Source organism: Paludibaculum fermentans (assembly GCF_015277775.1).
Taxonomy (GTDB): domain Bacteria; phylum Acidobacteriota; class Terriglobia; order Bryobacterales; family Bryobacteraceae; genus Paludibaculum; species Paludibaculum fermentans.
Map to the genome: position 1 here is coordinate 4,832,488 of NZ_CP063849.1, position 23,243 is coordinate 4,855,730.

At 63.1% G+C, this 23,243-nt stretch carries 22 protein-coding genes and 1 pseudogene; 9 read left to right on the top strand and 14 right to left on the bottom strand.

The features are described from left to right. Window positions 1–91 precede the first annotated feature (91 nt). A complete protein-coding gene (locus tag IRI77_RS18895; protein ID WP_228486200.1) occupies window positions 92–1,447 on the top strand; it encodes a BNR-4 repeat-containing protein in 1,356 nt (451 codons plus the stop codon). Here the strand turns inward: IRI77_RS18895 and IRI77_RS18900 are convergent. The 7 genes from IRI77_RS18900 to clpX all read right to left on the bottom strand — a co-directional run bounded on the left by IRI77_RS18900 (window position 1,444) and on the right by clpX (window position 10,020). Beyond that, window positions 1,444–2,130, bottom strand: coding sequence for a YwaF family protein (locus IRI77_RS18900; protein ID WP_194446598.1), 687 nt, complete (start codon window positions 2,128–2,130; stop codon window positions 1,444–1,446). The two genes, IRI77_RS18895 and IRI77_RS18900, sit on opposite strands and share 4 nt — an antisense overlap. 15 nt (window positions 2,131–2,145) lie before the next feature. Further along, the gene (locus IRI77_RS18905; protein WP_194446599.1) at window positions 2,146–3,078 is read right to left on the bottom strand and encodes a Gfo/Idh/MocA family protein; all 933 of its coding nucleotides are present in this window, start codon (window positions 3,076–3,078) and stop codon (window positions 2,146–2,148) included. 18 nt (window positions 3,079–3,096) lie between these two features. Continuing rightward, window positions 3,097–3,864 (bottom strand): hypothetical protein, encoded by a 768-nt coding sequence (locus IRI77_RS18910; RefSeq protein WP_194446600.1) that lies wholly within the window; start codon window positions 3,862–3,864, stop codon window positions 3,097–3,099. A gap of 102 nt (window positions 3,865–3,966) precedes the next feature. Beyond that, window positions 3,967–5,262, bottom strand: a complete 1,296-nt coding sequence (gene rho, locus IRI77_RS18915) for a transcription termination factor Rho (RefSeq protein ID WP_267239399.1) — start codon at window positions 5,260–5,262, stop codon at window positions 3,967–3,969. A gap of 287 nt (window positions 5,263–5,549) precedes the next feature. Next, window positions 5,550–6,122: a ribosome biogenesis GTP-binding protein YihA/YsxC gene (yihA, locus tag IRI77_RS18920; protein ID WP_194446601.1), complete on the bottom strand. Its 573-nt coding sequence runs from the start codon at window positions 6,120–6,122 to the stop codon at window positions 5,550–5,552. A gap of 39 nt (window positions 6,123–6,161) precedes the next feature. Further along, entirely contained in the window at window positions 6,162–8,645 is a 2,484-nt protein-coding gene (gene lon / locus IRI77_RS18925) for an endopeptidase La (RefSeq protein WP_194446602.1), read from the bottom strand. 109 nt (window positions 8,646–8,754) lie between these two features. After that, entirely contained in the window at window positions 8,755–10,020 is a 1,266-nt protein-coding gene (gene clpX / locus IRI77_RS18930) for an ATP-dependent Clp protease ATP-binding subunit ClpX (RefSeq protein WP_228486202.1), read from the bottom strand. A gap of 342 nt (window positions 10,021–10,362) precedes the next feature. Here clpX and IRI77_RS18935 point away from each other — a divergent pair, with 342 nt between their 5' ends. Further along, the gene (locus tag IRI77_RS18935; protein ID WP_194446604.1) at window positions 10,363–11,931 is read left to right on the top strand and encodes a M20/M25/M40 family metallo-hydrolase; all 1,569 of its coding nucleotides are present in this window, start codon (window positions 10,363–10,365) and stop codon (window positions 11,929–11,931) included. A 12-nt stretch (window positions 11,932–11,943) separates the two neighbouring features. Here IRI77_RS18935 and IRI77_RS18940 read toward each other — a convergent pair whose 3' ends face one another. Beyond that, window positions 11,944–12,801 (bottom strand): methylated-DNA--[protein]-cysteine S-methyltransferase, encoded by an 858-nt coding sequence (locus IRI77_RS18940; protein ID WP_194446605.1) that lies wholly within the window; start codon window positions 12,799–12,801, stop codon window positions 11,944–11,946. 26 nt (window positions 12,802–12,827) lie between these two features. Then, window positions 12,828–13,574: a DNA-3-methyladenine glycosylase family protein gene (locus IRI77_RS18945; protein ID WP_194446606.1), complete on the bottom strand. Its 747-nt coding sequence runs from the start codon at window positions 13,572–13,574 to the stop codon at window positions 12,828–12,830. 82 nt (window positions 13,575–13,656) lie between these two features. On the opposite strand from IRI77_RS18945, the gene hutU reads away from it, so the two are divergent. The 5 genes and pseudogenes from hutU to IRI77_RS18965 all read left to right on the top strand — a co-directional run bounded on the left by hutU (window position 13,657) and on the right by IRI77_RS18965 (window position 18,545). After that, window positions 13,657–15,297, top strand: coding sequence for a urocanate hydratase (hutU, locus tag IRI77_RS18950; RefSeq protein ID WP_194446607.1), 1,641 nt, complete (start codon window positions 13,657–13,659; stop codon window positions 15,295–15,297). A gap of 27 nt (window positions 15,298–15,324) precedes the next feature. Then, the gene (gene hutI / locus IRI77_RS18955) at window positions 15,325–16,596 is read left to right on the top strand and encodes an imidazolonepropionase (RefSeq protein WP_194446608.1); all 1,272 of its coding nucleotides are present in this window, start codon (window positions 15,325–15,327) and stop codon (window positions 16,594–16,596) included. After that, window positions 16,593–17,492, top strand: a pseudogene (gene ftcD / locus IRI77_RS38670) (glutamate formimidoyltransferase); the annotation flags it as partial. The gene hutI and the pseudogene ftcD, both read left to right, overlap by 4 nt. Before the next feature lie 21 nt (window positions 17,493–17,513). After that, the gene (locus tag IRI77_RS38675) at window positions 17,514–18,005 is read left to right on the top strand and encodes a cyclodeaminase/cyclohydrolase family protein (protein ID WP_407674119.1); all 492 of its coding nucleotides are present in this window, start codon (window positions 17,514–17,516) and stop codon (window positions 18,003–18,005) included. Window positions 18,006–18,074: 69 nt separating this feature from the next. Then, window positions 18,075–18,545 (top strand): RidA family protein, encoded by a 471-nt coding sequence (locus IRI77_RS18965; protein ID WP_194446610.1) that lies wholly within the window; start codon window positions 18,075–18,077, stop codon window positions 18,543–18,545. Window positions 18,546–18,564: 19 nt separating this feature from the next. Here the strand turns inward: IRI77_RS18965 and IRI77_RS18970 are convergent, their stop codons facing one another. Further along, window positions 18,565–18,954, bottom strand: a complete 390-nt coding sequence (locus tag IRI77_RS18970) for a hypothetical protein (protein ID WP_194446611.1) — start codon at window positions 18,952–18,954, stop codon at window positions 18,565–18,567. Window positions 18,955–19,122: 168 nt separating this feature from the next. Here IRI77_RS18970 and IRI77_RS18975 point away from each other — a divergent pair, with 168 nt between their 5' ends. Further along, complete coding sequence (locus IRI77_RS18975) at window positions 19,123–19,317, top strand: hypothetical protein (protein WP_194446612.1); 195 nt, start codon at window positions 19,123–19,125, stop codon at window positions 19,315–19,317. 90 nt (window positions 19,318–19,407) lie between these two features. Here IRI77_RS18975 and IRI77_RS18980 read toward each other — a convergent pair whose 3' ends face one another. Continuing rightward, window positions 19,408–20,604 (bottom strand): TIM barrel protein, encoded by a 1,197-nt coding sequence (locus tag IRI77_RS18980; RefSeq protein ID WP_194446613.1) that lies wholly within the window; start codon window positions 20,602–20,604, stop codon window positions 19,408–19,410. Window positions 20,605–20,684: 80 nt separating this feature from the next. On the opposite strand from IRI77_RS18980, the gene IRI77_RS18985 reads away from it, so the two are divergent. After that, entirely contained in the window at window positions 20,685–21,188 is a 504-nt protein-coding gene (locus IRI77_RS18985; RefSeq protein WP_194446614.1) for a DUF669 domain-containing protein, read from the top strand. Here IRI77_RS18985 and IRI77_RS18990 read toward each other — a convergent pair. From IRI77_RS18990 to scpB, 3 genes are read right to left on the bottom strand one after another with little or no spacing between them, the layout of a single operon-like run. Next, a complete protein-coding gene (locus IRI77_RS18990) occupies window positions 21,185–21,592 on the bottom strand; it encodes a CoA-binding protein (RefSeq protein ID WP_228486203.1) in 408 nt (135 codons plus the stop codon). The genes IRI77_RS18985 and IRI77_RS18990 overlap by 4 nt on opposite strands. A gap of 2 nt (window positions 21,593–21,594) precedes the next feature. Beyond that, a complete protein-coding gene (locus IRI77_RS18995) occupies window positions 21,595–22,323 on the bottom strand; it encodes a pseudouridine synthase (RefSeq protein ID WP_194446615.1) in 729 nt (242 codons plus the stop codon). Then, the gene (scpB, locus tag IRI77_RS19000) at window positions 22,316–23,239 is read right to left on the bottom strand and encodes an SMC-Scp complex subunit ScpB (RefSeq protein WP_194446616.1); all 924 of its coding nucleotides are present in this window, start codon (window positions 23,237–23,239) and stop codon (window positions 22,316–22,318) included. Before scpB ends, IRI77_RS18995 begins: the two co-directional genes overlap by 8 nt. Window positions 23,240–23,243: the final 4 nt, after the last annotated feature.

The following is a 23,243-nucleotide window of genomic DNA, read 5'->3' on the forward strand; positions in this document are numbered from 1 at the left end:
GAGTCCAGATAGTTGGCCGCTCTCATCCATGCTCAACCGGAGAACATTCTTAGCCGGGGCCCTGGCGGGCGCACCGGTAGTTGCAGACAAGTTGCAGGCACAGAACGGCGTGCAGCCCAAGGACGACGGGTACCGCGGGATCTGGTACTTCAACCAGCCGTCTGACGACGAATACGTCTACAAGTACAGCGGGGGCTTCGCGACTTACCCCCAGCAGCACGAGCCGATCGCGATCTACTCGAAGGCGGCCCAGAAGACCTTCTTCTGCTACGGGGGTACGGTCAAGGGCAAGACGGAACTGCTGCACATGGTCTCGTACTTCGACCACAAGACCGGCATGGTGCCCAGGCCGACCATCCTGCTGAACAAACAGACCGACGACGCGCACGACAACCCCACGATCTCCATCGACGACGTTGGCTATATCTGGATCTTTTCCGGTTCCCATGGGACGACGCGCCCCTCATACATCCACCGCAGCCGCCGGCCCTATTCAGTGGACAGCTTCCAGCGGGTGCTGGAAACGAACTTCTCTTACACGCAGCCCTGGTATCTGCCGGGACACGGATTCCTGCTGCTGCATACGCGCTATCGCCCGGTGGGCGACGAGAAGCAGACCACGGGGCGAGCGCTCTACTCCATGAGCAGCCTGGATGGCTTCGCTTGGAGCAAGCCCCGGGAGATTGCGTTTGCGGGGCAGGGCCACTATCAGTTGAGCTGGCCCAACCAGACCGGCAGCCGCCTGGGTACCGCCTTCGATTTCCACCCCAACCCGGGCGGTTTGAACCAGCGCACGAATCTCTACTTCATGCAGACCGCCAATGCGGGTCTTTCGTGGGAGAGCGCCGACGGCCAGGGGATCCTGCTGCCGATCGCCGCCGAGAACGGCCCGGCCCTGGTCCGCAACTATCACAAGGAGGGACTGCTGGTCTACCTGAAAGACCTGCAGTACGACGCGCAGAACCGTCCGGTGCTGCTGTATCTGACGAGCAAGGGCTACGAACCGGGTCCGCGGAATGGACCGCGGCAGTTGTGCCTGGCGCGCTGGACGGGGTCGGAGTGGAGGTTCTCCACGATTGCGGAGACAGACCACAACTACGACCACGGGTCGTTGTACCTGGAAGAGGGCGCCTGGCGGTTCATCGGGCCCACGGGCGCCGGCCCGCAGGCCTGGAGCACGGGCGGCGAGATCGAGAATTGGGAGAGCCGGGACGATGGCCTGACCTGGAAGAAGACCCAGGCCCTCACGAAAAACAGCCCGCGCAACCACACCTACGTGCGGCGGCCGCTGAACGCGCATCCCGACTTCTATGCCCTGTGGGCCGACGGGAACGCGTTGAAACCCTCGGAATCGTACCTCTATTTCGCCAACCAGCAGGGCCAGGTGTTCCGCCTGCCGGCCGTCATGAAAGGCCGCGCCGAGAAGCCGGAACCGGTAAGTTCCTAGACTGCCGCCGGCGCGGGCTTCCGGAACGGCAGCGACATCAGCGCGAATAGCACCAGTGCGGCAGCCTCGCCGCCAAGCACGTACCAGGGCCACGGGCCCATGGCATCCAGCGCGGATGCGCTGACTGGCTTGCGGCACAGAAACATGTAGTTGGTGTGGAAGATGGCGTTGAAGGTCCCGACAAATGCCGCCCAGGCATTCAAGACCAGGAAGCCGCGCCACATGGCGTGAGGCCTGGGCCGTGCCTGGCCGGACCAAACCAGGAACAGCATGGCCGCGATAATGCCGCCGTGGGCCACGAAGAAATACGCTGTTGGATACGACCAGGCGGGCGCCCAGAGCTCCGGTGTCACCACGGCCATGCTGGCGCCGGCGATGCCCACGAAGAAACCGGGCTCGAACGTCCAGGGGTGCAGGGCCAGCAGCGTGATCACCGTGAGCCAGAGCGACAGGTCGCAAAGCTGAAACGGCAGACCCTCGGGAAACCGGCTCCCTTCCTGGGTCAGTTTGTAGCCGTACCACACCAACTCGTTCACCAACAGGAACAGGCCGAAGCCGAGGCGGGTGCGCCGGGCGGCCTCCGGCTTGCCGCGGACGGCCCACGCCAGCAGGGCTCCGAAGCAGGGGATGGCCGCCATGATGGCGAAATGAGCCGGCCCGAAGAGGACGAAATCCGTTCTCATATGGGATTGATTGGGTTAGCGGAGCTTCGTTGGAGTGCCGCCCGAGTCCTTGCTGCGCTGCGCGGCATCCATGAACGCGAACATCTCCAGGGTCTCCTGCTCGTCGATGGGCGACTTGCCGGTCTGGAAGAACTGGATGATCTCCTTCACCAGGTTCTGATAGCCGGTGTAAAGATCCTTCTCATTGGTCTTGATGGCCTTGGAGGAGAAGGCCGTGACGCCGAAGGCGGAGTAGGGCCGGATCACGCGGATTGTACCGATGCGCCCGTCGCGCCACTTGCCGGTCACCACATCGGCGTCATCCGACGACGTGAACGTCACCTCTTCGCAGCCCCGGCCCAGCATCGTATACAGGGTCTCCACGGTATGCACGCCATACCAGGAGAGGCCCAACTGGTGGTGTTCTTCGAGAGGCCCGGGCCCCCAGGCGTAGACGCCGTTCAGGCCGTCCAGTTTCAGGGTGGGCAGCACGTCGCTGAAGCGCAGCACGGAGGCCGAGAACCACTTCACGTTGTTCTCCTGCGCCAACTTGGCGATTTCGCGCGCATCGAACAAAGTGGACGCCAGCGGCTTGTCGATGAAGACCGGCTTGCCTGCCTTGACGATCTGGCGGAACTGCTCCAGGTGCTTGCGGCCGTCGACGCTTTCCAGCAGGACAGCATCCACCTTGGTGAGCAGCGTGGGGATATCGGGCGTCAGCTCGACGCCGTACTTCGTGCTCAGCTCCTCAGCATACTTCTCGAGCCGGCCTGAGCTTTCCTTGATGTCGGGGCTGCCGCCCTTGTAGGCGGCAACGACCCGCGCGCCGGCCAGGTGATTCTTGTTCGCCGGATCGTTCAGGAGCGCGGTGAAGGCGACGGAGTGGGAAGTGTCGGTACCGACTATGCCGAGCCGCAGGTCAGCCGCGGGCAATGCCGTCGCGGCCAATAGAAAAAGGAAAACCCTCATAGGGGACATTGTACGTTTCTAGCGGCGCGCAAAACAGAGTCCCGACCAGGTGGCGTCGATGGCGCAGATTTTGTAGTCGACAAAACCCTGTGCCAGGCCGTACTCGCGGACGAACGGCTCGGTCAGGTCGGACTGTATGCCGGATGACTTCTTGGGCCACGCCAGCCAGAGACGGCCCTTCTTCACGAGAGCATTGGCAGCACTGTGAAATTGGGATTCCAGGTCGTGGCGCGAGAGACAGAAGAGCAGGATTACACCGGCCTGGACGCTGAGGCGTGTCATGAAGCGTACATTCGCCGGCAGCGGCGCGAGCTTCTCCTCGATGTCGTCCGGAGCGTCGATGAGGGCCACCACATCGTTCTCACGAATGATGAGCTTCCTGGCCAGCGGAGTGCCCGAGTAGCCGGCCATGGCGTCCGGGACGGCGGGCTTGGCGGGCACGGGCTTCAAGGCCAGTTTCACCGCGGCGCGCAGGTGGGCCCAGTCACCGTAGGACGCGTCCGGCAGCACGCTGCGCACGCGCTCCACTTTGTCCTGCACGCCGTCGAGGAACAAGAGCGGGATGTGGCGGGTGGCCTTGCCGCGCCGCAGGGCCGAGCCGACATCGCGGCCGCGGGAAGGCACTCGGGTGAGATCGATGACAACCAGGTCAGTGGGGTCGAGAGCCTTGAGGTCGTTGCCGGAGGTAGGCGCCCAGTGGACGGGCGCGTGGCCGGCCGCGCGCAGTTGCGCCAACCGCCGGGCCGCCTCTTCCGCATTCCAATGAACCAGCGTGACACGCGCCATGCGTCTTCGATTTTAGCCGGAATGAAAACACGAAGGGCGGAGGCCCCGCTCCCTTGAGGAGCATGGTCTCCGCCCTGATTTCGCGACCCGGCAGGGAACGGACTAACCGCTCATCGAAGCCAGGAACTCCGAGTTGGAGCGCGTCTTGGCCAGCTTGTCCAGCAGCAGCTCGATGCTCTCCACCGGCGACAGCGGAGCCAGCACCTTGCGCAGCACCCAAATGCGGTTGAGTTCTTCGCGCGGGATCAGCAGTTCGTCCTTGCGCGTACCGCTCTTGTTGATGTCGATGGCGGGGAAGATGCGCTTGTCCACCAGCTTGCGGTCGAGGTGGATTTCCATGTTGCCCGTGCCCTTGAACTCTTCAAAGATCACGTCGTCCATACGGCTGCCGGTATCGATGAGCGCCGTCGCCATGATGGTGAGCGAGCCGCCCTCTTCGATGTTGCGAGCCGCGCCGAAGAAGCGCTTGGGGCGCTGCAGCGCATTGGAATCGACACCGCCCGAGAGCACTTTGCCGCTGGGCGGCACAACCGTGTTGTAGGCGCGCGCCAGGCGGGTGATGGAGTCCAGCAGGATGACGACATCGCGCTTGTGCTCAACCAGGCGCTTGGCCTTTTCGATGACCATTTCCGCCACCTGGACGTGGCGCTGGGCGGGTTCGTCGAAGGTCGAGCTGATGACTTCGCCCTTCACCGAACGCTGCATGTCGGTGACTTCTTCCGGACGTTCGTCGATGAGCAGGACGATGAGGACGACCTCCGGATGGTTGGCCGTGATGGAGTGCGCGATCGACTGCAGCAGCATCGTCTTGCCGGTGCGCGGCGGAGCGACGATGAGGCCGCGCTGGCCCTTGCCGATGGGCGTGAGCATATCCATGACGCGCCCGGTGAAGCTGTCCTTCACGGTCTCGAGCTTGATCCGCTCCTGCGGATACAGCGGCGTCAGGTTGTCGAAGAAGATCTTGTTGCGCGACTGCTCCGGCGGTTCGAAGTTGATCGCGTCCACTTTGATGAGCGCGAAATAACGTTCGCCTTCCTTCGGCGGCCGGATCTGGCCGCTCACCGTGTCGCCGGTGCGCAGGTCGAAACGGCGGATTTGCGAAGGCGAAACGTAGACGTCGTCCGGGCCGGGCAGGTAGTTGTATTCCGGAGCGCGCAGGAAGCCGAAGCCGTCCGGCAGGCATTCGATGACGCCTTCGGAGAAGATGAGGCCGGCCTTCTCGGCCTGCGCCTGGAGGATCTTGAAGATCAACTCCTGCTTGCGCATGCCGGCCACGCCGCTGATATCGAGATCGCGAGCGATCTGATTCAGCCGCGAGATGGACATTTCCTTCAGCTCACCCAAGTCGAGATTGCCTCGCTTGTTGAGCGCACCCTGGCGGCGTTCTTCCGCTGTCAGGGGTGGCAGCGCGCCTTCAGCCGGCGCGGGAGTGGTGGCAGCTGCCGGAGGGGCAGCCGCCGGTGGGGCGGTCGGCGCCACGACCGGCGTGGCGGCTTTGGGTTCTTCCTGTTTCACGGGCGGCTCCACTTTGGGCTTATCTGCACCGTTCTCGGACTTGATCTTCGCTTCTCCGTTATCACCCTTGGCGCGCGACTCCGTCCTTCTGCGGGACGGTTGGGTTTCTTTGGAGGGGGCTTCGGACGGCCTGGTTTCCGGCGTCGCTTCAGTAGGCACGGACTCGGGGTTTACCGAACCGTTCTTTTCCAGATCGTTTGCCAAATCTCTTTTACTCCTTGGCCGGAAAGGCCCGAGAACCAGATGATTTCTCCGGAAGGGTAATGTTCCCGGATCGCCTTCTGGCTCGCATTCTTTTCTTTCTGGTTGAGCTTATCCACCTTCGTCGCCACTACCACGTAGGGCCGCTGATGGAACTCCAGCCATTCCTTCAGCTGGAGATCCGTTTCCATCCAGCCGCGGCGTGAGTCCAACAGCACACAGCACAAAGCCAATTTCTCCCGCTGCAGAAGGTAAGCGTCCACTACCTCCTGCCAGGCCCTCGAGACAGACTTCGGGGCTTTCGCGTATCCATACCCGGGTAGATCGACAAAGATCATTCGATCCTCCACCCGGAAGAAATTCACCGACTGCGTCCGGCCGGGGGTACTCGACGTAAACGCCAGTTTCTGGCCCAGCAACCGGTTCAGCAGCGTGGACTTGCCCACGTTGCTTCGCCCTAGAAACGCCACTTCCGGCATTCCCTCTGGGGGGAAGTGCCCGGCATTCGACGCGCTTAGTAGAAACTCCGCGGATGTTACCACGGCCGGCTTATTTCAATTCTCTTCCTGTCGGACGATCAACTAGTGGGCCCGGTTCTCTTCCGCCGGCAGTTCAGGCACAACCTCGAGAGGATGCACCGGCGTCTGTGAGGCGAGAGAGTCCAGATCCCCGGCCAGAGCGATTCTCAACACTTCGTCCATCCATTCGACGAGGTGGATCTTCATCTCTTTCCGGATGTTCTCGGGAACGTCCGCAAGGTCTTTTTCATTATCGCGCGGAAGCAGTGCCTCGAAAATGCCGTGACGGTGTGCCGCCATCAGCTTCTCCTTGACTCCGCCGATGGGTAGAACCCGCCCGCGCAGCGTGATCTCTCCGGTCATCGCCACATCGCCGCGCACCGGGAACTTCGTCAGTGCGGAGGCGACCGTGGTCGCGATCGTAATGCCCGCGGAAGGTCCATCCTTCGGGATGGCGCCCTCGGGGACATGGATGTGAATGTCCAGGTGACGGTAGAAGTCCCTGGGCAGACCCAGCATACTGGCGCGCGACCGCACGAAACTCATAGCGGCCTGCGCCGACTCCTGCATCACATCGCCCAACTTGCCGGTAATCATCAACCGGCCCCGGCCTTCCATGATGCTTGCTTCCGTCGTCAGCACCTGGCCGCCCACTTCCGTCCAAGCCAAACCTGTTGCAATCCCGACTTCGGGTTTCTTCTCCGTCGTCAGATCCCGGTAACGGGCCGGTCCCAGCAGTTCGCCCACCTTGGCCGCATCCACCTCGACCTTGGGATAGACGCTGGTCGGCGCCATCACCGCTTCGCTCGAAGCCTTCGGGCCGCCTTCCGCCTCAGCCTTCGCTTCCGCGGCCGACTGCGCCACAACAATCTGACGTGCGATCTTGCGGCATACGTTCCCGATTTCGCGTTCCAGATTGCGAACACCGGCTTCCCGCGTGTAACCCTGCACCAGCGCCAGCAGGCCCGAATCGTCGAAAGCAACGTTGTCGGCTTCCATGCCGGTCGCCTTCATCTGCTTGGGCACCAGGAACCGGCGGGCGATCTCCATCTTCTCGATCTCGGTATAGCCGGAGAGACGGATGACTTCCATGCGGTCCTGCAAGGCCGGCGGGATCGTGTGCATCACGTTCGCCGTTGCAATGAAGAACACTTCACTCAAATCGTATTCGACGTCCAGGTAGTGATCCTGGAACATGAAGTTCTGCTCGGGGTCGAGCACTTCCAGCAGCGCCGCCGATGGGTCGCCGCGGAAATCGGTCGACATCTTGTCGATCTCGTCGAGCATGAACACCGGATTGCGCGTCCCGGCCTTCTTCATCATCTGAAGAATCTGGCCCGGCAGGGCGCCAATGTAGGTGCGGCGGTGGCCGCGCACTTCGGCTTCATCCCGCACGCCGCCCAGGGACAGGCGCACGAAATTGCGGCCGGTCGCCTTGGCCACGGACATGCCGAGCGAGGTCTTGCCCACGCCGGGCGGTCCGACGAAACAGAGGATGGAGCCCTTCGGATTCTTCACCAGCCGGCGAACGGCCAGGAACTCCAGAATGCGTTCCTTGATCTTCTCCAGGCCGTAGTGGTCGGAGTTCAACACGTCCTCGGCAAAGCGCAGGTCGCGGATCTCCTTCGACTTCTTCTTCCACGGCACGGCCAGCATCCAGTCGAGGTAGTTGCGGGAAACCGTAGACTCGGCCGACATCGGCGGCATCTGCTCCAGGCGGCGCAGTTCGGCCATGGCCTTTTCCTTCGCGTCGCCGGTCATGCCTGCTGATTCGATCTTCTTGCGGAGCTCGTCGAACTCAGACTTTTCGCCGCGGCCCAGTTCCTTCTGGATCGCTTTGATCTTCTCGTTGAGGTAGTACTCTTTTTGCGCCTTTTCCATCTGGCGTTTCACACGGCCCTGGATGGTGCGGTCGACGTTCAGCTTCTCGATCTCGATGTCGAGCATGTCGGCCACGCGCGTCAACCGGTCCAGCGGGTCAAAGATCTCAAGCAGTTCCTGCTTCTCTTCAATCGTCAACTGGAGATTGGCGCCGACCGTATCGGCCAGTTTGCCGGGATCGTCGACGCGGATCGCCGCGATCATCGTCTCGTAGTTGACGTTCTGGCTCAGCTTTACGTACTGCTCGAACAGGGAAGTGACCCGGGCAGTGAGCGCCTCCAGCACGGGGCCGGGCTCAACTTTGGCGGGGAAACTGCGTACCGTGGCGCGGAAGAAGCCTTCTTCCTCGATCACGGCGAGGATCTTCGCCCGCTCCACGCCTTCCACTAGAACTTTGATGTTGCCGTCCGGCATGCGCACGGACTGTACGATGTTGGCGACCGTCCCGACCTGGTAGATATCCTCGGCGCGGGGTTCGTCCACGCTCGCATCATGCTGCGTGGCCAGGAAAATCTTCTTCTCACCGGCAAGCGCGTCTTCAAGCGCGCGAACACTCGACTCACGGCCCACCACGAACGGCGTCATCATATGCGGGAAGATGACGACGTCCCGAATAGGCATCATCGGGTAGCGCCGGTTGTCGGACTTCTCTTTAGCTGTGCTCATCGTTATGTCGGGGGGAATGTCTGGTTAGATAATAGCGAGTCCCGGCGCGCCGCGCCGGACTACCCCGCCTACATTGAGGGGGTACTCACGTACCCCATGTCCCTTAGGATCAACCCGCTTTTTCGAGCAGCGCCCAGTTGATCTTCTGCGAAAGTACCATCTCCTTGGTCACCATGAACTCGCGAACTTTCTTATATGAGGGGAGATAGTACATCAGGTCGAGCATCAATTCCTCCAGGATCATCCGGAGGCCCCGGGCCCCGACCTTACGCTGGAGGGCGAGTTCTGCAATCGCCTCCATCGCGTCGTCGCTGAACTTCAGTCTAACATTTTCGAATTCAAACAATTTCTGGTACTGCTTGATGATCGCGTTCTTCGGCCGCGTCAGGATCTGCACCAGGGCACTGCGGTCCAGATCTTCCAGCACCCCGGCCACCGGCATGCGCCCGATGAACTCCGGGATAAAGCCATAACGGATCAGGTCTTCCGGCTGCAGCTGCTCCAGCAGGGTCATGTCCCGCTGCATGGCGGCCCGCCGCGGATCCACCTTCTCTTCTTCACCCTTGAAGCCGAGAGTCTTCTTACCAGTGCGCCGGGAGATGATCTTTTCCAGACCCACAAAAGCGCCACCGCAGATGAACAGGATGTTCGTGGTGTCCACGGGCGTGAACTCCTGATGCGGGTGCTTCCGGCCGCCCTGCGGCGGAACATTCGCTACTGTCCCTTCAAGAATCTTCAGCAATGCCTGCTGAACACCCTCGCCGGAGACATCTCGAGTGATTGAGGGGTTTTCATCTTTGCGGGAAATCTTATCGATTTCATCGATATAAATAATCCCGGTTTGGCACCGCTGTACATCCCAATCAGAGTTCTGCAACAGCCGCAGAATGATGTTCTCGACATCTTCGCCCACATAGCCGGCTTCCGTCAGGGTCGTCGCGTCCACGATGGCGAACGGAACGTCCAGGATGCGGGCTAAGGTCTGGGCCAGCAAGGTCTTACCCGTGCCAGTGGGCCCAATCAGCAGAATGTTCGACTTCGCGAGCTCAACTTCACCGACACGCTGGCGGTTCATCTGAATCCGCTTGTAGTGGTTGTAAACCGCTACCGCCAACTTCTTCTTCACCGCCTCTTGCCCAATCACGTAGGCGTCGAGGTACTCCTTCAGTTCCAATGGCTTAGGAAGCTTGTGCGGCGCCCCGTAGGGCTTCTCGGGACGGTCGTCTTCCAGGATGGAGTTGCAAACAGCGATGCACTCGTCGCAGATGTAGGCCCGGGGATAGTCACTGGGAGAGGAAATCAGCTTCCCAACAACATCCTGGCTTTTGTGGCAAAAAGAACACCGGAGAGTTTCGTCGTTCGCGGAACGCTTCACAGATAATGACTCCTCGCGGCAGGGGTGGAAAGGCAGAGCGCCCCTTCGCCACGCGACCCGTACTCTCATTATCCACCGAAACGCACGAGTGTGGCAATCGAGTAATGCTGGAGGAAGGGGCTGTTTATCCGATGCTTGTACTGGACGGAAGGTTTCCTCCCATCCGGCCGCTCAAGTCTGGCGCCTGCCGGGTCCCCTCAACCCCTGCCGGAACTCGCCCGTTCAGGAACTGGGTCTCCTACGACAGGCTGGGCCAATCTCCGGTAACGAACTGCGGAATCCCGACGCCGTTGTTTTGTGATGGGTGTCTCGCCCTTCCGCTCGCGTCCGGAACCACATCTTATGAAAAAGCTACTCCGTCTCGTTGTGTGCGCCTCTGCCCTGGCGGCACTCGCCTTCGCACAGGACAAGGTCGACCTCGATACTATCTACAAGATCAAGCAGGAGGCCTTCCAGAACTCCAAGGTCATGGATCACCTCTGGTATCTCACCGAAGTCCACGGACCGCGCCTGGCCGGCTCCCCCCACTACAAAGCCGCCGCCGATTGGGCCGTCAAAACCCTGAAGGACTGGGGCCTCGACAACGCCCGCCTGGAAGAATGGGGAAAGTTCGGCCGCGGCTGGGAGAACAAGAAGTTCACCGCAGCCATGACCGAACCCTCTTACATGCCGCTCATCGGCGCGCCGCAGGCATGGACCGCTTCGACGGAAGGAGTCATCTCCGGGGAACCCATCATCGCCCTGTTGCGCACGGACGAGGACCTCGCCAAGTGGAAGGGCAAGCTGACCGGCAAGATCGTCCTCACCGAATCGCCGCGCGAGATCGCCCTGCACGACAAGGCCGACGATTCGCGCTACACCGATGCCGAACTCGCTGAGCTCGCCACGGGCCAGATCTCTTCCGGCATGCTCCGCCGCCCCCCGGCCGGCGGCCCGCCGCAGAACTTCATGCAGATGATGGCGTTCCGCCGCAAGATGAACGACTTCCTGCGCGATGAGAAGGTCGGCGTGGTCCTCAGCGGCACGCGCGGCGACTTCGGAACCTACTTCACCTCCAACGGCGGCTCCCGCGACCCCAAGGATCCGCAGGCTCCTCCGATGGTGGTGCTCACGCCCGAGCACTACAACCGCATCTACCGCCTCGCCGAAAAGAGCATCGCCACCAAGCTCGAAATCGAAGTCCAGAACCAGTGGTACGAGCCCGACCAGAACAACTTCAACGTCATCGCCGAACTGCCCGGCACCGGCAAGCACAAGGATGAGATCGTCATGATCGGCGGCCACCTCGACAGCTGGCACTCCGCCACCGGCGCCACCGACAACGGCACCGGCAGCGCCGTCATGCTCGAAGTGATGCGCATCCTGAAGAAGCTCGACCTCAAGCTCGACCGCACCGTCCGCATCGGACTTTGGGATGCCGAGGAAGAGGGCCTGCTCGGCTCGCGCGGCTACGTCACCAAGACCTTCGCCGACCGCTCGAATATGAAGACCCTGCCCGCCTGGGATAAGCTCTCCGCCTACTACAACGTCGACAACGGCGCCGGCAAAATCCGTGGCGTCTACCTGCAGGGCAACGAAGCCGCCCGCCCTGTCCTGGAAGCCTTCCTGGCTCCCTTTAAGGATCTCGGCGTCACCACCGTGACCAGCCGCAACACCGGCGGCACCGACCATCAGAGCTTTGATGCCGTCGGCCTGCCCGGCTTCCAGTTCATTCAGGATCCGCTCGAGTACAGCACCCGCACGCATCACTCGAACATGGACTCCTACGATCGCGTCCCCCGCGAGGACATGATGCAGATGGCCGCCATCGTCGCATCGCTCGTGGTCGACACCGCCAACCGCGATCACATGATGCCTCGCAAGCCGAAGCCGGAGCCCCGCGCCGAAGGCCGTGGCCCGATGGGCTTCTAACCCTCCATTCCACTAGCGGCGCGGGCCCCTCGCTCGCGCCGCCCTCTCTCCGTCCAGCAACGCCCGCTTTCTGTCCAAACCCCACCGGTACCCGCCCAACTCCCCCGTCCCCCGAATCACCCGATGGCAGGGAATGACGATCGCCACGCGATTCGTCGCACAAGCCCGCGCCACCGCCCGCGCCGCCTTCGGCTGCCCAATGCCCTCCGCCACTTCGGAATACGATTGAACCTCCGCATACGGAATGCCCTGCAGATACCGCCAGACCTTCCATTGGAAAGCGGTCGCCCGCAGGTCCAGAGGCAGGCTCAGGCTCGGCTGCCCGCCTGCCAGATGCGCGCCCAACGCCTGCATCCAGGCCTGGAACTGCTCCGGATAGGGCTCCGCCATCGCAGTCAACAGCGCCTTCGGATACTCTGAGCGCAGCATCGCCAACAACTCCGCTTCTCTCTCTCCGAACTGGACGAAACACAGGCCGCGATCCGTCGCGCCCATCATCATCAGGCCCACCGCGGTCTGTTCCGTCACGTAGGAGATCGACACCCGCTCACCACCCGTGCGGTACTCCTTCGGCGTCATACCCAGCCGCGTATCCACCTTCTCGTACACCCGGCTGCTCGACCCGAACCCGGCTTCGTAAATCGCATCCGTCACCGATCCGCCGCCGCGCAGATGCCCCTTCAGCGCGTCCAGCCGGCAGCCATCCAGGAATTGCTTGGGCGTCAAACCGGTGAACGCCTTGAACCGGCGCAGGAAGTGGAACGGGCTCAGGCCGGCCTGCCGGCTCATGTCCTCCAGCGACAGCGGCTCCTCGCTGTGGGACCGGATATAGTCGCAGGCGGCCTGCATCCGTGCATCTTCGTGCGTCATAGTCACCAGCCTACGCGCCGCCGGCGTTAGGGAATATCCGCTTCTTGCGGCGTCATCCACAAAAGCATCGCCGCATACGCCCGGAACGGCCGCCAGCGCTCGGCCGCCCGCAGCAACTCCTTCGGATCCCGGGTGCCAAACGCGTGCAGCAGCCCCAGGTCCGACTGCGGAAACGAATCCGGATCCCGCCCCACCCGCATCCCCAGATAACTCACCGTCCACGGGCCAATGCCGCGAATCGACAGCAACTGCCCCGCCACCTCCGCCCATTCGCCCGTGAAGTCGATGCCGCTCTCCGCCAGCGCGCGGATCGTCGCCGTCCGGCTGTTCGTCAACCCGATGGACCGCAGGTCGCACTCCGCCACCTGCGCCGGTGTGAATTCCGGACACCGCTCATTCAGGCGCCGCATCAGGGTATGCGCCCCGCGGACGCTCACCTGCTGCCCCAGAATCGCCCGCACTGCCAGTTCAAACGGATCCCAGCAGCCCGGCACACGCACGCCCGGCAGCCGCTTCAGCCTCGCCTTCAACAGCGGATCCCGCCCCAGAACGCGCTTCACCTCGTTCACCGGACACGCGCAGTCAAACAAGCGCGCCACGGGGGCATGCTCCCCCTCCACCGCCAACCCTTCTTCCGCCAGCCGCACCACCGCCCGCCCGTGCCGCTGATACTCACCGCCTTCCACCCCCTCCAGGCAGGGCGTGCACCGCACCGCCAGATAGTCGAGCATCGTTGCCCACGGGAAGGGCTGCGTCACCGGGATCACGCGCATATCCCTCCAGCTTCCCTGCCCCGGCCGAATCTGTCCATCCGATTCCTGCTTTTGGACCCGGCCACGGGCGTAAACTGACGGCATGAACCCAGTTGTTCGCGCACCCCGCGGCACGCAGATGACCGCCCGGGGCTGGCGCCAGGAAGCGGCCCTCCGCATGTTGATGAACAACCTCGACCCCGAGGTGGCGGAGCGGCCCCAGGACCTCGTCGTCTACGGCGGCAGCGGCAAGGCCGCCCGCAACTGGAACTGTTTCCACGCCATCGTGCGCGAGCTCGAACGCCTGGGCGACGACGAGACGCTGCTCGTCCAGTCCGGCAAACCGGTGGCCGTCTTCCGCACCCACGACGAAGCGCCACGTGTCCTCATCGCCAACTCCAACCTCGTGGGCCATTGGTCCAACTGGCAGCACTTCCGCGAACTCGAGCGCGCCGGCCTCATCATGTACGGCCAGATGACCGCCGGCAGTTGGATCTACATCGGCAGCCAGGGCATCCTGCAAGGCACCTATGAGACCTTTGCCGCCGCCGGCCGCCGCCACTTCTCGGGCGACCTCAGCGGCAAGTTCGTGCTCACCGGCGGCATGGGCGGCATGGGCGGGGCCCAACCCCTCGCCGCCACCATGAACGGCGCGGCGATCCTGTGCGTCGAAGCCGATCCCGCCCGCATTCAGAAGCGCCTCGACACCGGCTACTGCGACCGCATGACCACCTCGCTCGACCAGGCGCTTGGCTGGATCGAAGAGGCCCGCGCCCATCGCGAGCCACTGTCCGTGGGCCTCGCCGGCAACTGCGCCGAGGTGCTGCCTGAGCTCGTGCGCCGCGGCATCACCCCCGACATCGTCACGGATCAGACCAGCGCGCACGACCCCCTGAACGGCTACATCCCGGCGGGTCTCACCATCCAGCAGGCGGCCGAGTTGCGCGTCTCAGACCCGCAGGCCTACATCGCCCGCGCCATGGACTCCATCGCCGTTCACGTCGAGGCCATGCTCGCCCTGCAGCGCGCCGGAGCCATCACCTTCGACTACGGCAACAACATCCGCCGCATGGCCGCCGACCACGGCGTGAAGGACGCCTTCCGGATCCCCGGCTTCGTGCCCGAATACATCCGACCGCTCTTCTGTGAAGGCAAGGGCCCCTTCCGCTGGGTCGCCCTCTCCGGCGATCCCGCCGACATCGCAGCCACAGACCAGCTCGCCTGCGAGATGTTCCCGCAAAACGAGAGCCTGCTGCGCTGGATCCGCCTGGCCCGCCAGCACGTTCATTTCCAGGGCCTGCCGGCGCGCATCTGCTGGCTCGGTTACGGCGAACGCGCTGAATTCGCGGTCGGACTCAACCGTCTCGTCCAACAGGGCAAGGTCCAAGCCCCCATCGTCATCGGCCGCGACCACCTGGACTGCGGCTCCGTCGCCTCGCCCTATCGCGAGACTGAAGGCATGCTCGACGGCAGCGACGCCATCGCGGACTGGCCCATCCTCAACGCCCTGCTGAACACCGCCGCCGGCGCCAGTTGGGTCTCCGTCCATAACGGCGGCGGAGTCGGCATCGGCTATTCCCAGCACGCCGGCCAAGTCACCGTCGTCGAAGGGACCCTGGCCAGCGAACGCCGCGCTGAACGCGTCATGACCTGCGACCCGGGCCTCGGTGTCATACGCCACGTCGACGCCGGCTACTCCGAGGCCCGTGCCTTCGCCCTCTCCGCCGGCATTCGCGTGCCCTGAGCCGGCATGACATCATGGTTGTTTTGAATGAATAAACGCCTCCTGGTCCGCGGCGCCCGGCAGATGTTGACTCTGCGCGGCGCCTCTGCCCCCCGGCGTGGGGCGCAGTTGTCAGACGTTTCCCTGCTCGAGTCCGGCGCCATGCTCATCGAGGACGGCGTCATCACTCACATCGGACCGTCCCGCCGGATCGAGAACCTGGCCGCTGCTCGCGACGCACAGGAGCTCGACGCCACAGGCCGCGTCGTCATGCCTGGCTTTGTCGACAGCCATACCCACCTCATCCACGGGCCGGCCCGCCTCAACGATTACGAAGCGCGCATCCTCGGCCGTACCTACGCGCAGATCGCCGCCGCCGGAGGGGGGATCCGGCAGACCATGCGCGCTGTCCGCGCGTCCTCCGCCAAACGCCTCGCATCGGACGCCAAGGCCCGCATCGCCACCATCGCCTGCTACGGCACGACGACAATCGAGGCCAAATCCGGCTATGGTCTGGACGAAGCCACTGAACTGCGCCTGCTTCGCATCGCCCGGGCGCTGGACGAGGACCCGCTCACCGTCGTCCCCACTTTCCTGGGCGCGCACGCCACTCCGCCCGAATTCGAAGGCAACCCCGACGGCTTCATCCAGCACCTCATCGACGTCATCCTGCCCCGCGTGGCCCTGGCTAGAGTTGCCCGCTTCGCCGATGCCTACTGCGATTCCGGCGCCTTCAGCGTGGCGCAGGCCCATCGCTACCTCTCCGCCGCTGCCGCGCTCGGCCTCGAAGTCAAAATGCACGCCAGCCAGTTCGCGGAGATCGGAGCCGTCGCCCTCGCCCTCGAACTGCAGGCCATCAGCGCCGATCATCTCGAAGCCATCGGCGCGCACGAGGTCGAAAGCCTGGCCCGCTCCAACACGATCGCTACGCTGCTCCCCGGCTCGGTCTTCCACCTGGGCCTCTCCCGCTACGCGCCGGCCCGCGCCCTCATCGACGCCGGCGCGGCCGTCGCCCTCGCCACCGACTACAATCCAGGCACCAGCCCCTCCTGCAGCATGCAGATGACCCTCAGCCTCGCCTGCACTCAAATGCGAATGACCCCCGCCGAGGCCATCGCCGCGGCCACCATCAACGGCGCGCACGCCCTGGGCCTCGCCGCCCAATGCGGCTCCCTCGAAGCCGCCAAATACGGAGACTTCCTCGTGCTCAACGTCTCCGACTACCGCGAACTGCCCTACTCCTTCGGCATCAACCACGTCGCAATGACCGTCAAACGCGGCGAAGTGATCTACTGCGATAAGGACTATCCGACCAAATGACCCGCAAACTCGTCGAATGCATCCCCAACTTCAGTGAAGGCCGCGACCGCGCCAAAGTGGACGCCATCGCCTCCGCCATCGCCGCGCTGCCTGGCGCCCTGGTCCTCGACCTCGAACTCGACGCCGACCACAACCGCAGCGTCATCACCTTCGTGGCCCCGCCGGAAACCGTGATGGAAGCCGCGCTCGCCGGAGCCGCCAAGGCCGTCGAAACCATCGATCTCACGGTCCACTCCGGAGTTCATCCCCGCATCGGCGCCGTCGACGTCATGCCCTTCGTCCCGCTGGAAGGCATGACCCTGGCCGAGTGTGTCCAGATCGCGGAACGCGCCGCCGCCGAGATGTGGAAACGCTTCCGCGTGCCTGCTTATCTCTATGAGGCGGCCGCCCGCCGGCCCGACCGGACGAATCTCGAGAACATCCGCCGCGGCCAGTTTGAAGGCCTGCGGGCTGAGGTCCTCACCAACCCCGACCGTGCGCCCGACTTCGGAGATCCTCAACTCCACCCCACAGCCGGAGCCACCGTCGTCGGCGCCCGCAAATTCCTGATCGCCTACAACATCAACCTCGGCACTCCGGATATCGAGATTGCGAAGCGCATCGCCAAGGGCATCCGCCATTCCAGCGGCGGCTTCCGCTACGTCAAGTCGATGGGCGTCCCCCTCGCCTCGCGCAACCTCGCCCAGGTCTCGATGAACCTCACCGACTTCGAGCAGACCCCCATCCACCGCGTCTTCGAGTGCGTCCGCAGCGAGGCCGCGCGCTATGGCGTCCCGGTGCTGGGCAGCGAGATCGTGGGCCTCATCCCCAAGAAGGCGCTGGAAGCCACGGCCGACTTCTATCTCCGTTTCGAGAACTTCCAACCCGGGCTGGTGCTGGAAAACCGCGTAGCCGAAGCCACGGCCCAGCGTGCTCCGATGGCCGATTTCCTCGACGCCCTGGCCGCCGCAACGCCCACCCCGGGGGGAGGCAGCGCCGCCGCCGCGTCGGGCGCCATGTCCGCGGCCCTGGGCGCCATGGTGGCCCGCCTGTCGAAACAGGATCCGGCGCCGTTTGAAGCGGACCGCGCGTTCCTCACAGAGGCCGTGCAGCGCGATGCCGACGCCTACAGCGCGGTGGTGGCGGCCTACAAACGGCCGAAGGATGAGCGCGCCCCGTTCGTCAATGCGGCGATGGAAGGCGCGACGACGGTCCCGCTCGAAGTCCTGGAGCATACCGCCGCGCTCAGCGCGCGCCTGGCCGCCCTGGCCGAATCGTCTCCATCGAAGTTCGCCAGCGATGTGATCACGGCCCGGGCTCTGGCGCAGGCGGCCATGACGGGCGCCCGCGCCAATGTGGATATCAACCTGGCCTACTTGCCGGAGGGAGAGTTCCGCGTCAGCGTGGAAGCCCGCCTCGCCAGCCTTTAGCAGATGCTCAAACGCGCAGCGGGGCACAATTTGCAAATCCACCCCGCCCCGCCCGTTATCTTGGAAGGGATGCGCTACCTGACCCTCACATTCCTTCTTGCCGCCGTGACCGGCATCCTCCAGGCCCAGACCGAGTTCCCCAAAGCCGCCGGAGTCGCACCCGCCGCCGGCTACAGCCACGTCGTCGTCACCAGCCCCGGCAAACTCGTCTTCCTGGCCGGGCAGATCGCTAACAACGCATCCGGGCAACTGGTGGGCAAAGACGACATCAAGGCGCAGACGGAACAGGTCTTCGAGAACATCAAAGCCAACCTCGCGGCCGCCGGTGCCACCTTCCAGGATGTCGTCAAACTGAACTGGTACATCCGCGACCTCAAGCCCGAGTATCTGCCCGTCGTTCGAGAAGTCCGCGACCGCTACGTCAACAAAGAGCACCCGCCGGCCAGCACTCTGGTCGGAGTGTCCGCCTTGTTCCGTGAGGGCTACATGCTGGAAGTGGAAGCCGTGGCATCGATTCCGGCCGGCAAGGGCGCGAAGTAATCGGAACCAGACCGCGCGTCTACTCTTTCAGCACGCTGTCGTCGTACCACGGGCTGTGCAGATCCCGGTCGCCCTCTTCCAACTGGAAACCGGCATGTTCTTTGAGATCCAGGTAGAACATCACGCGCCGCTTCGCGCTGTCGGAATAGATCCGTCCTTCCAGCTCTTTCCCAATCAGGCCCACCAGGTTCGCAAAGAACACCACGGGGAAGACAAAGGTCGGCCTCCGCTGCTGCTCGGCGTCGGCGGCGGTCACCACATCGTGGGACCGGCAATAGCATTTGACCACTTGGGCCATCCGGTCTTCCTCACCCACCGTCCGCGCCTCCGAGCGCCGGATCTTATGCAGCCGGCCGGTGCGCAGTTCCACGGTGTCGTAATCGGAAGCGGGTAGACTTGGCGAATTCATGGCAATCGCCCAGCAGTATATCCGAAGCAACCCCCGCCCGGAATGGCCTGAGAAGCAGCCTCACCGCGGCTGCTGGCGCGTCCCCATCGTTCGGCTACTGCCGCTCGGATTGGGGGAACACCGGCGCCCACGTCCTCGTAACATATGCTGTGAGGGAGTGACAGAGAAATGGTCAAATTCCTACTGTTTTGTATTCTTGCCGTCCTCTGCTGGCCGCTGGCCCTGATCGCGCTGGTCGTCTATCCGATCATCTGGGTCCTCATGCTGCCCTTCCGCGTGGTCGGCATCGTATTGACAGGCGTCTTCGCCTTCGTCGGAGCCATCTTCATGCTCCCCGCCAAGATCATCAAGTCAATCGTCTGACCTGTCTGGACAAGCCTGAAAAGCAGAAGGACCCACGCCGCCGCGCCTGCGGCTCAGTGGGTCCAATCCAGCTCTAACTGAATTCTCGAATTACGCGTAGCTCGAGATCGCGCCCATGTTGCGCGGTCCGCGTTCCTTCTCGGCGCGCTCCATGTAGCCGCTCGCCCGGAACGCCTCCATCGGATTCTCGGCGATCCCCTTCGACTTCCGCCATTCGCGCAGCAACGGCCGTACATCGGTGAAGAACGCCTCGCGCAGGCACTCTTCCGAATCGATCAGGTCGGCCTTCTGCTGATGCGCGGCCAGCTTGCCGAAGTCGATCAGCGCGGCCTTCAGGAACAGTTCCTGCGCCGTGCACGCCGTCTGGATCGTCTCTTCGATCTTGTTCTTCAGGTTGTGGCTCTGGTCGACCATGTAAGCCAAGTCAGGAGCCGCGCCGCGCTCCCATGTGAAGTAGCAGATCTCGTAGAAGATCCGGAACACCTGGTAGGGATCGATGGAGCCCAGCGTCAGGTCGTCGTCCGCATAGCGGCGGTCATTGAAGTGGAAGCCGCCCAGCATGTCTTCGCTCAGCAGCCACGCCACAATCTGTTCGATGTTCACCGCCTGGTAGTGATGCCCCGTGTCTACCAGCACCTTGGCGCGCGGCCCGCAATGCTTCGACAGGATATAGGACATGCCCCAGTCGGCGATATCGGTGTGATAGAAAGCCGGCTCAAACGGCTTGTACTCCACCAGCATGCGCTGGTTACCACTTAACGCGGAGTGCACTGTTTTCAGGCCTTCGGTGAACCAGTCCTTGCGCGCGCGAATCGAGCCCGTACCGGGGAAATTCGTGCCGTCCGCGAACCACAGCGAGAGGTCGCGTGACCCGCTCGCGCTCTGGATCTCGACCGAATCCAGGATGTGCGAAAGTGCGGTCTTGCGGACTTCCGCATCCGGGTTGCCCAGCGACCCATTCTTATAGCACTGGTCCTGGAATACGTTCGGATTGATGGCGCCGATTCGGACGCCATGTTCCGCGGCCACCTTCATGACGGCAGGCACGTCGGCCTTGCCATTCGGGAAATCCCACAGGACATGGACCGCCACACTCGGACAGCACCCGGTCACCTGGTGCACGATGCCCGCATCGGAGATCTTCTCGGCAGTGCTCGTGGCTGCTCCTGCCTGGATGAACTTGCCGAAGCGAGTGCCGGTGTTGGCAAAGCCCCACGACGGCAGTTCGATCGCAAAGGACTCTAGCGCCTTGAAAGCAAGGTCGGTTTGCACGGAAGAGAGCGGCATATGATGGTACCCGCGCGTATTATATCAACGAGAACTTTGGCTCTGAAGGTCCACTACTAGGTTGCGAGGCCGGTACAACCGTGAACCCAAGATCCAATCCAGACTCCAGGCCAGTTGACCTGCGGCAGTTTGACTCCGCTTTCGGACGTCCCGAGAAACAGGAACCCGCCGCCCGGACCAGTTACGAGGAAGTGCCCGACGGCTTCTATGAGGCACGGGTGGAAGATGCCACCCTCAGCCGCACACACACAACAGGCAATCCCATGATGGTGTGGCGCCTGCGCATCCTGGGCCCAACCTGCCAGGGGCGCTGCGTCACCAAGATGCGAGTGATCACGCAGAAGACGCTGCCGTTCCTGAAGGGGGACCTGGAGCGGTTGGGCCTGCACCTGACCCGGCTCTCTGAGGTGCAGGAACGCATGGACGAGATGATCGATCGCGAGATCCGGATCCAGAAGAAGACAGACCCGGCCCGAAAGTGGGCCGACATCAACTTCGTCCGCGAACGCAAGAACCCCGGCAGTGAACCGGCCGACTCGGAGTCAGCCTGGCATGCCGGGATCGACGACGACATTCCGTTCTAACTGGCCAGTTCGGTCCGGAATCGGCGGTGCTCAATCAGGAGACATCGATCCTGTACGACCAGGAGCCCGGCGTCCCTCGCTTTTTGGGCCGCTTCCTCGTGGATCACGTCGAGTTGCATCCAGACGGCCTTCGCGCCGATACGGATGGCGGCATCGACGGCTTCCGGCACGGCTTCTGGACGCCGAAAAAGGTTGACTAAGTCAACTACTTCCTGGATTTCGTCAAGTATCGGGTAGGCCTTCTCGCCGAGGACTTCCGTCTCGTTCGGATTGATAGGAATAATCCGATACCCGGCCTTCTGCATGTAGGCCGCGACTTCGTAGCTCGGACGGAATTTGTTCGACGATAATCCGACTACGGCGATCGTCTTACAGGTCTTGAGGATTTCGAGTTCGGGTGGCAAGTTCAGTCGTTGAGATGCAGGACCTTGCGGAAACGCTCCACCTCATCGTGATCGAGGTGCCGGAACTCGCCCACCTTGACTGAGCCCAGCTTCAGGAAGCCGATCTGGACACGCTTCAGTTTCTCGACCAGGCGCCCTAAGCTCTTGAACATGATACGGATCTGGTTCTGCCGGCCCTCGGTGAGCCGCACCTCGTACCAGGGGTTCACGTTGTGCTTGATCATCTTGAGCTTGGCCGGGGCTGTACGGCGCCCATGAATCGGGATGCCGTTGCGGAACTGCTCTTCCTGCTCTGCTGAGAGGATCCCGTTTGTTTTCACCAGATAGATCTTCTCGACGTGGCTCGCGGGCGAGGTCAGCTTGTTGGCGAACTCGCCGTCCGTGGTCAGCAGCAGCAGGCCTTCGCTCAGGTAGTCGAGCCGCCCAACCGGGAAAACCCTTTCCTTGACACCCTTTAGCAGGTGCTTGACGGTGCGTCGGCCTTCCGGATCGCTCAGCGTAGTCACCACTTCGCGCGGCTTATTCAGGGCGATGTAGACGTCGTGCTTCGGCTTGCGCAGCAGCGTTCCATCGACCTTGACATGGTCCTTTTCGAGGTCGGCTTTGGAGCCTAACTCCGTGATTGTCTTGCCGTTAACCGTGACCCGGCCTTCGACGATAATCTGCTCGGCTTTGCGGCGGCTGGCAATCCCTGCCTGCGCCAGAATCTTTTGAAGACGTTCTTCAGCCATTGTCTGTCTGAGGCGCCTCTTCGTCGCCTGCGGGCTTTTCGCCCTCGGGAGGCCCTGGTTCGACCGGAGACGCCTCCAGTTCTTCCGGCTGTTCGGGCAGCCGCGGCTGGTCCGGGCTGCCAATCTCTTCGTCCGCCAACGACTGGCGGCGGATGTCTTCGAATTCCTTCAAGCTCGGTAACTCATTCAAATCCTTGAGTCCGAACTGGGTGAGGAACTCTTTCGTGGTCTTGTACAGGATCGGTTTGCCGATGACGTTCTTGCGGCCGGCCGTGGTGATGATCTTGCGATCGAGCAGCGTTTTGATGACACCGCCGCCCTGCACGCCGCGGATCTCGAGGATCTCGGGCATCGTGATGGGCTGTTTGTAGGCGATGACGGCCAGGGTTTCCAGGGCGGCCTGGGAGAGCTTCAGGGGCTGCTTCAGGTTCTTGACGAAGCTACGAAGAACTTCGTGGTGCTCCGGCTTGGTGGCCATCTGGTAGCCGCCGGCCACTTCGCGGATAAAGATGCCGCGTTCGGCGCGGCTCGTCTCTTCGGCCAGAAGTCTAAGCACCGGCTCGACTTCCTCGAGCGGACGGTCGAGCGCGGCGGCAATCTGGACGGCCGGCATGGGCTCATTCAGGACGTAAACGATCGCTTCGAGCACGGCCTTGAGCTCGGCCGCCTGGCTGTCGGAGACGGGCTGGGGCTGCTGCTGGTCGCCCAGAAGTTGTTCAGCCGAAAAGCTCTCCGGCACCGGCTGGTCGTCGTCCGACTGCGCGACGGGCTCAAACTCGTCGCCCGGCTGGATCTCGGCCGCAACCTCTTCCGGTTCAGCAGGTTCGGGCTGAACCTCGGGTTCCGGTTCGGGTTGTTGTGCAGGCTCCTGCTGCTGTTCCGCCAACTCGGCGGAGGGGAGGTCTTTCTCTTCCATGGGG

Bases quoted from the DNA above. Each gene is read 5' to 3' on its own strand.
- IRI77_RS18900 (WP_194446598.1), bottom strand. From the start codon at position 2,130: ATGAGAACGGATTTCGTCCTCTTCGGGCCGGCTCATTTCGCCATCATG.
- IRI77_RS18905 (WP_194446599.1), bottom strand. From the start codon at position 3,078: ATGAGGGTTTTCCTTTTTCTATTGGCCGCGACGGCATTGCCCGCGGCT.
- IRI77_RS18910 (WP_194446600.1), bottom strand. From the start codon at position 3,864: ATGGCGCGTGTCACGCTGGTTCATTGGAATGCGGAAGAGGCGGCCCGG.
- lon (WP_194446602.1), bottom strand. From the start codon at position 8,645: ATGAGCACAGCTAAAGAGAAGTCCGACAACCGGCGCTACCCGATGATG.
- IRI77_RS18935 (WP_194446604.1), top strand. From the start codon at position 10,363: ATGAAAAAGCTACTCCGTCTCGTTGTGTGCGCCTCTGCCCTGGCGGCA.
- IRI77_RS18940 (WP_194446605.1), bottom strand. From the start codon at position 12,801: ATGACGCACGAAGATGCACGGATGCAGGCCGCCTGCGACTATATCCGG.
- IRI77_RS18945 (WP_194446606.1), bottom strand. From the start codon at position 13,574: ATGCGCGTGATCCCGGTGACGCAGCCCTTCCCGTGGGCAACGATGCTC.
- hutU (WP_194446607.1), top strand. From the start codon at position 13,657: ATGAACCCAGTTGTTCGCGCACCCCGCGGCACGCAGATGACCGCCCGG.
- hutI (WP_194446608.1), top strand. From the start codon at position 15,325: ATGAATAAACGCCTCCTGGTCCGCGGCGCCCGGCAGATGTTGACTCTG.
- IRI77_RS38675 (WP_407674119.1), top strand. From the start codon at position 17,514: ATGGCCGATTTCCTCGACGCCCTGGCCGCCGCAACGCCCACCCCGGGG.
- IRI77_RS18965 (WP_194446610.1), top strand. From the start codon at position 18,075: ATGCGCTACCTGACCCTCACATTCCTTCTTGCCGCCGTGACCGGCATC.
- IRI77_RS18970 (WP_194446611.1), bottom strand. From the start codon at position 18,954: ATGAATTCGCCAAGTCTACCCGCTTCCGATTACGACACCGTGGAACTG.
- IRI77_RS18975 (WP_194446612.1), top strand. From the start codon at position 19,123: ATGGTCAAATTCCTACTGTTTTGTATTCTTGCCGTCCTCTGCTGGCCG.
- IRI77_RS18980 (WP_194446613.1), bottom strand. From the start codon at position 20,604: ATGCCGCTCTCTTCCGTGCAAACCGACCTTGCTTTCAAGGCGCTAGAG.
- IRI77_RS18995 (WP_194446615.1), bottom strand. From the start codon at position 22,323: ATGGCTGAAGAACGTCTTCAAAAGATTCTGGCGCAGGCAGGGATTGCC.
- scpB (WP_194446616.1), bottom strand. From the start codon at position 23,239: ATGGAAGAGAAAGACCTCCCCTCCGCCGAGTTGGCGGAACAGCAGCAG.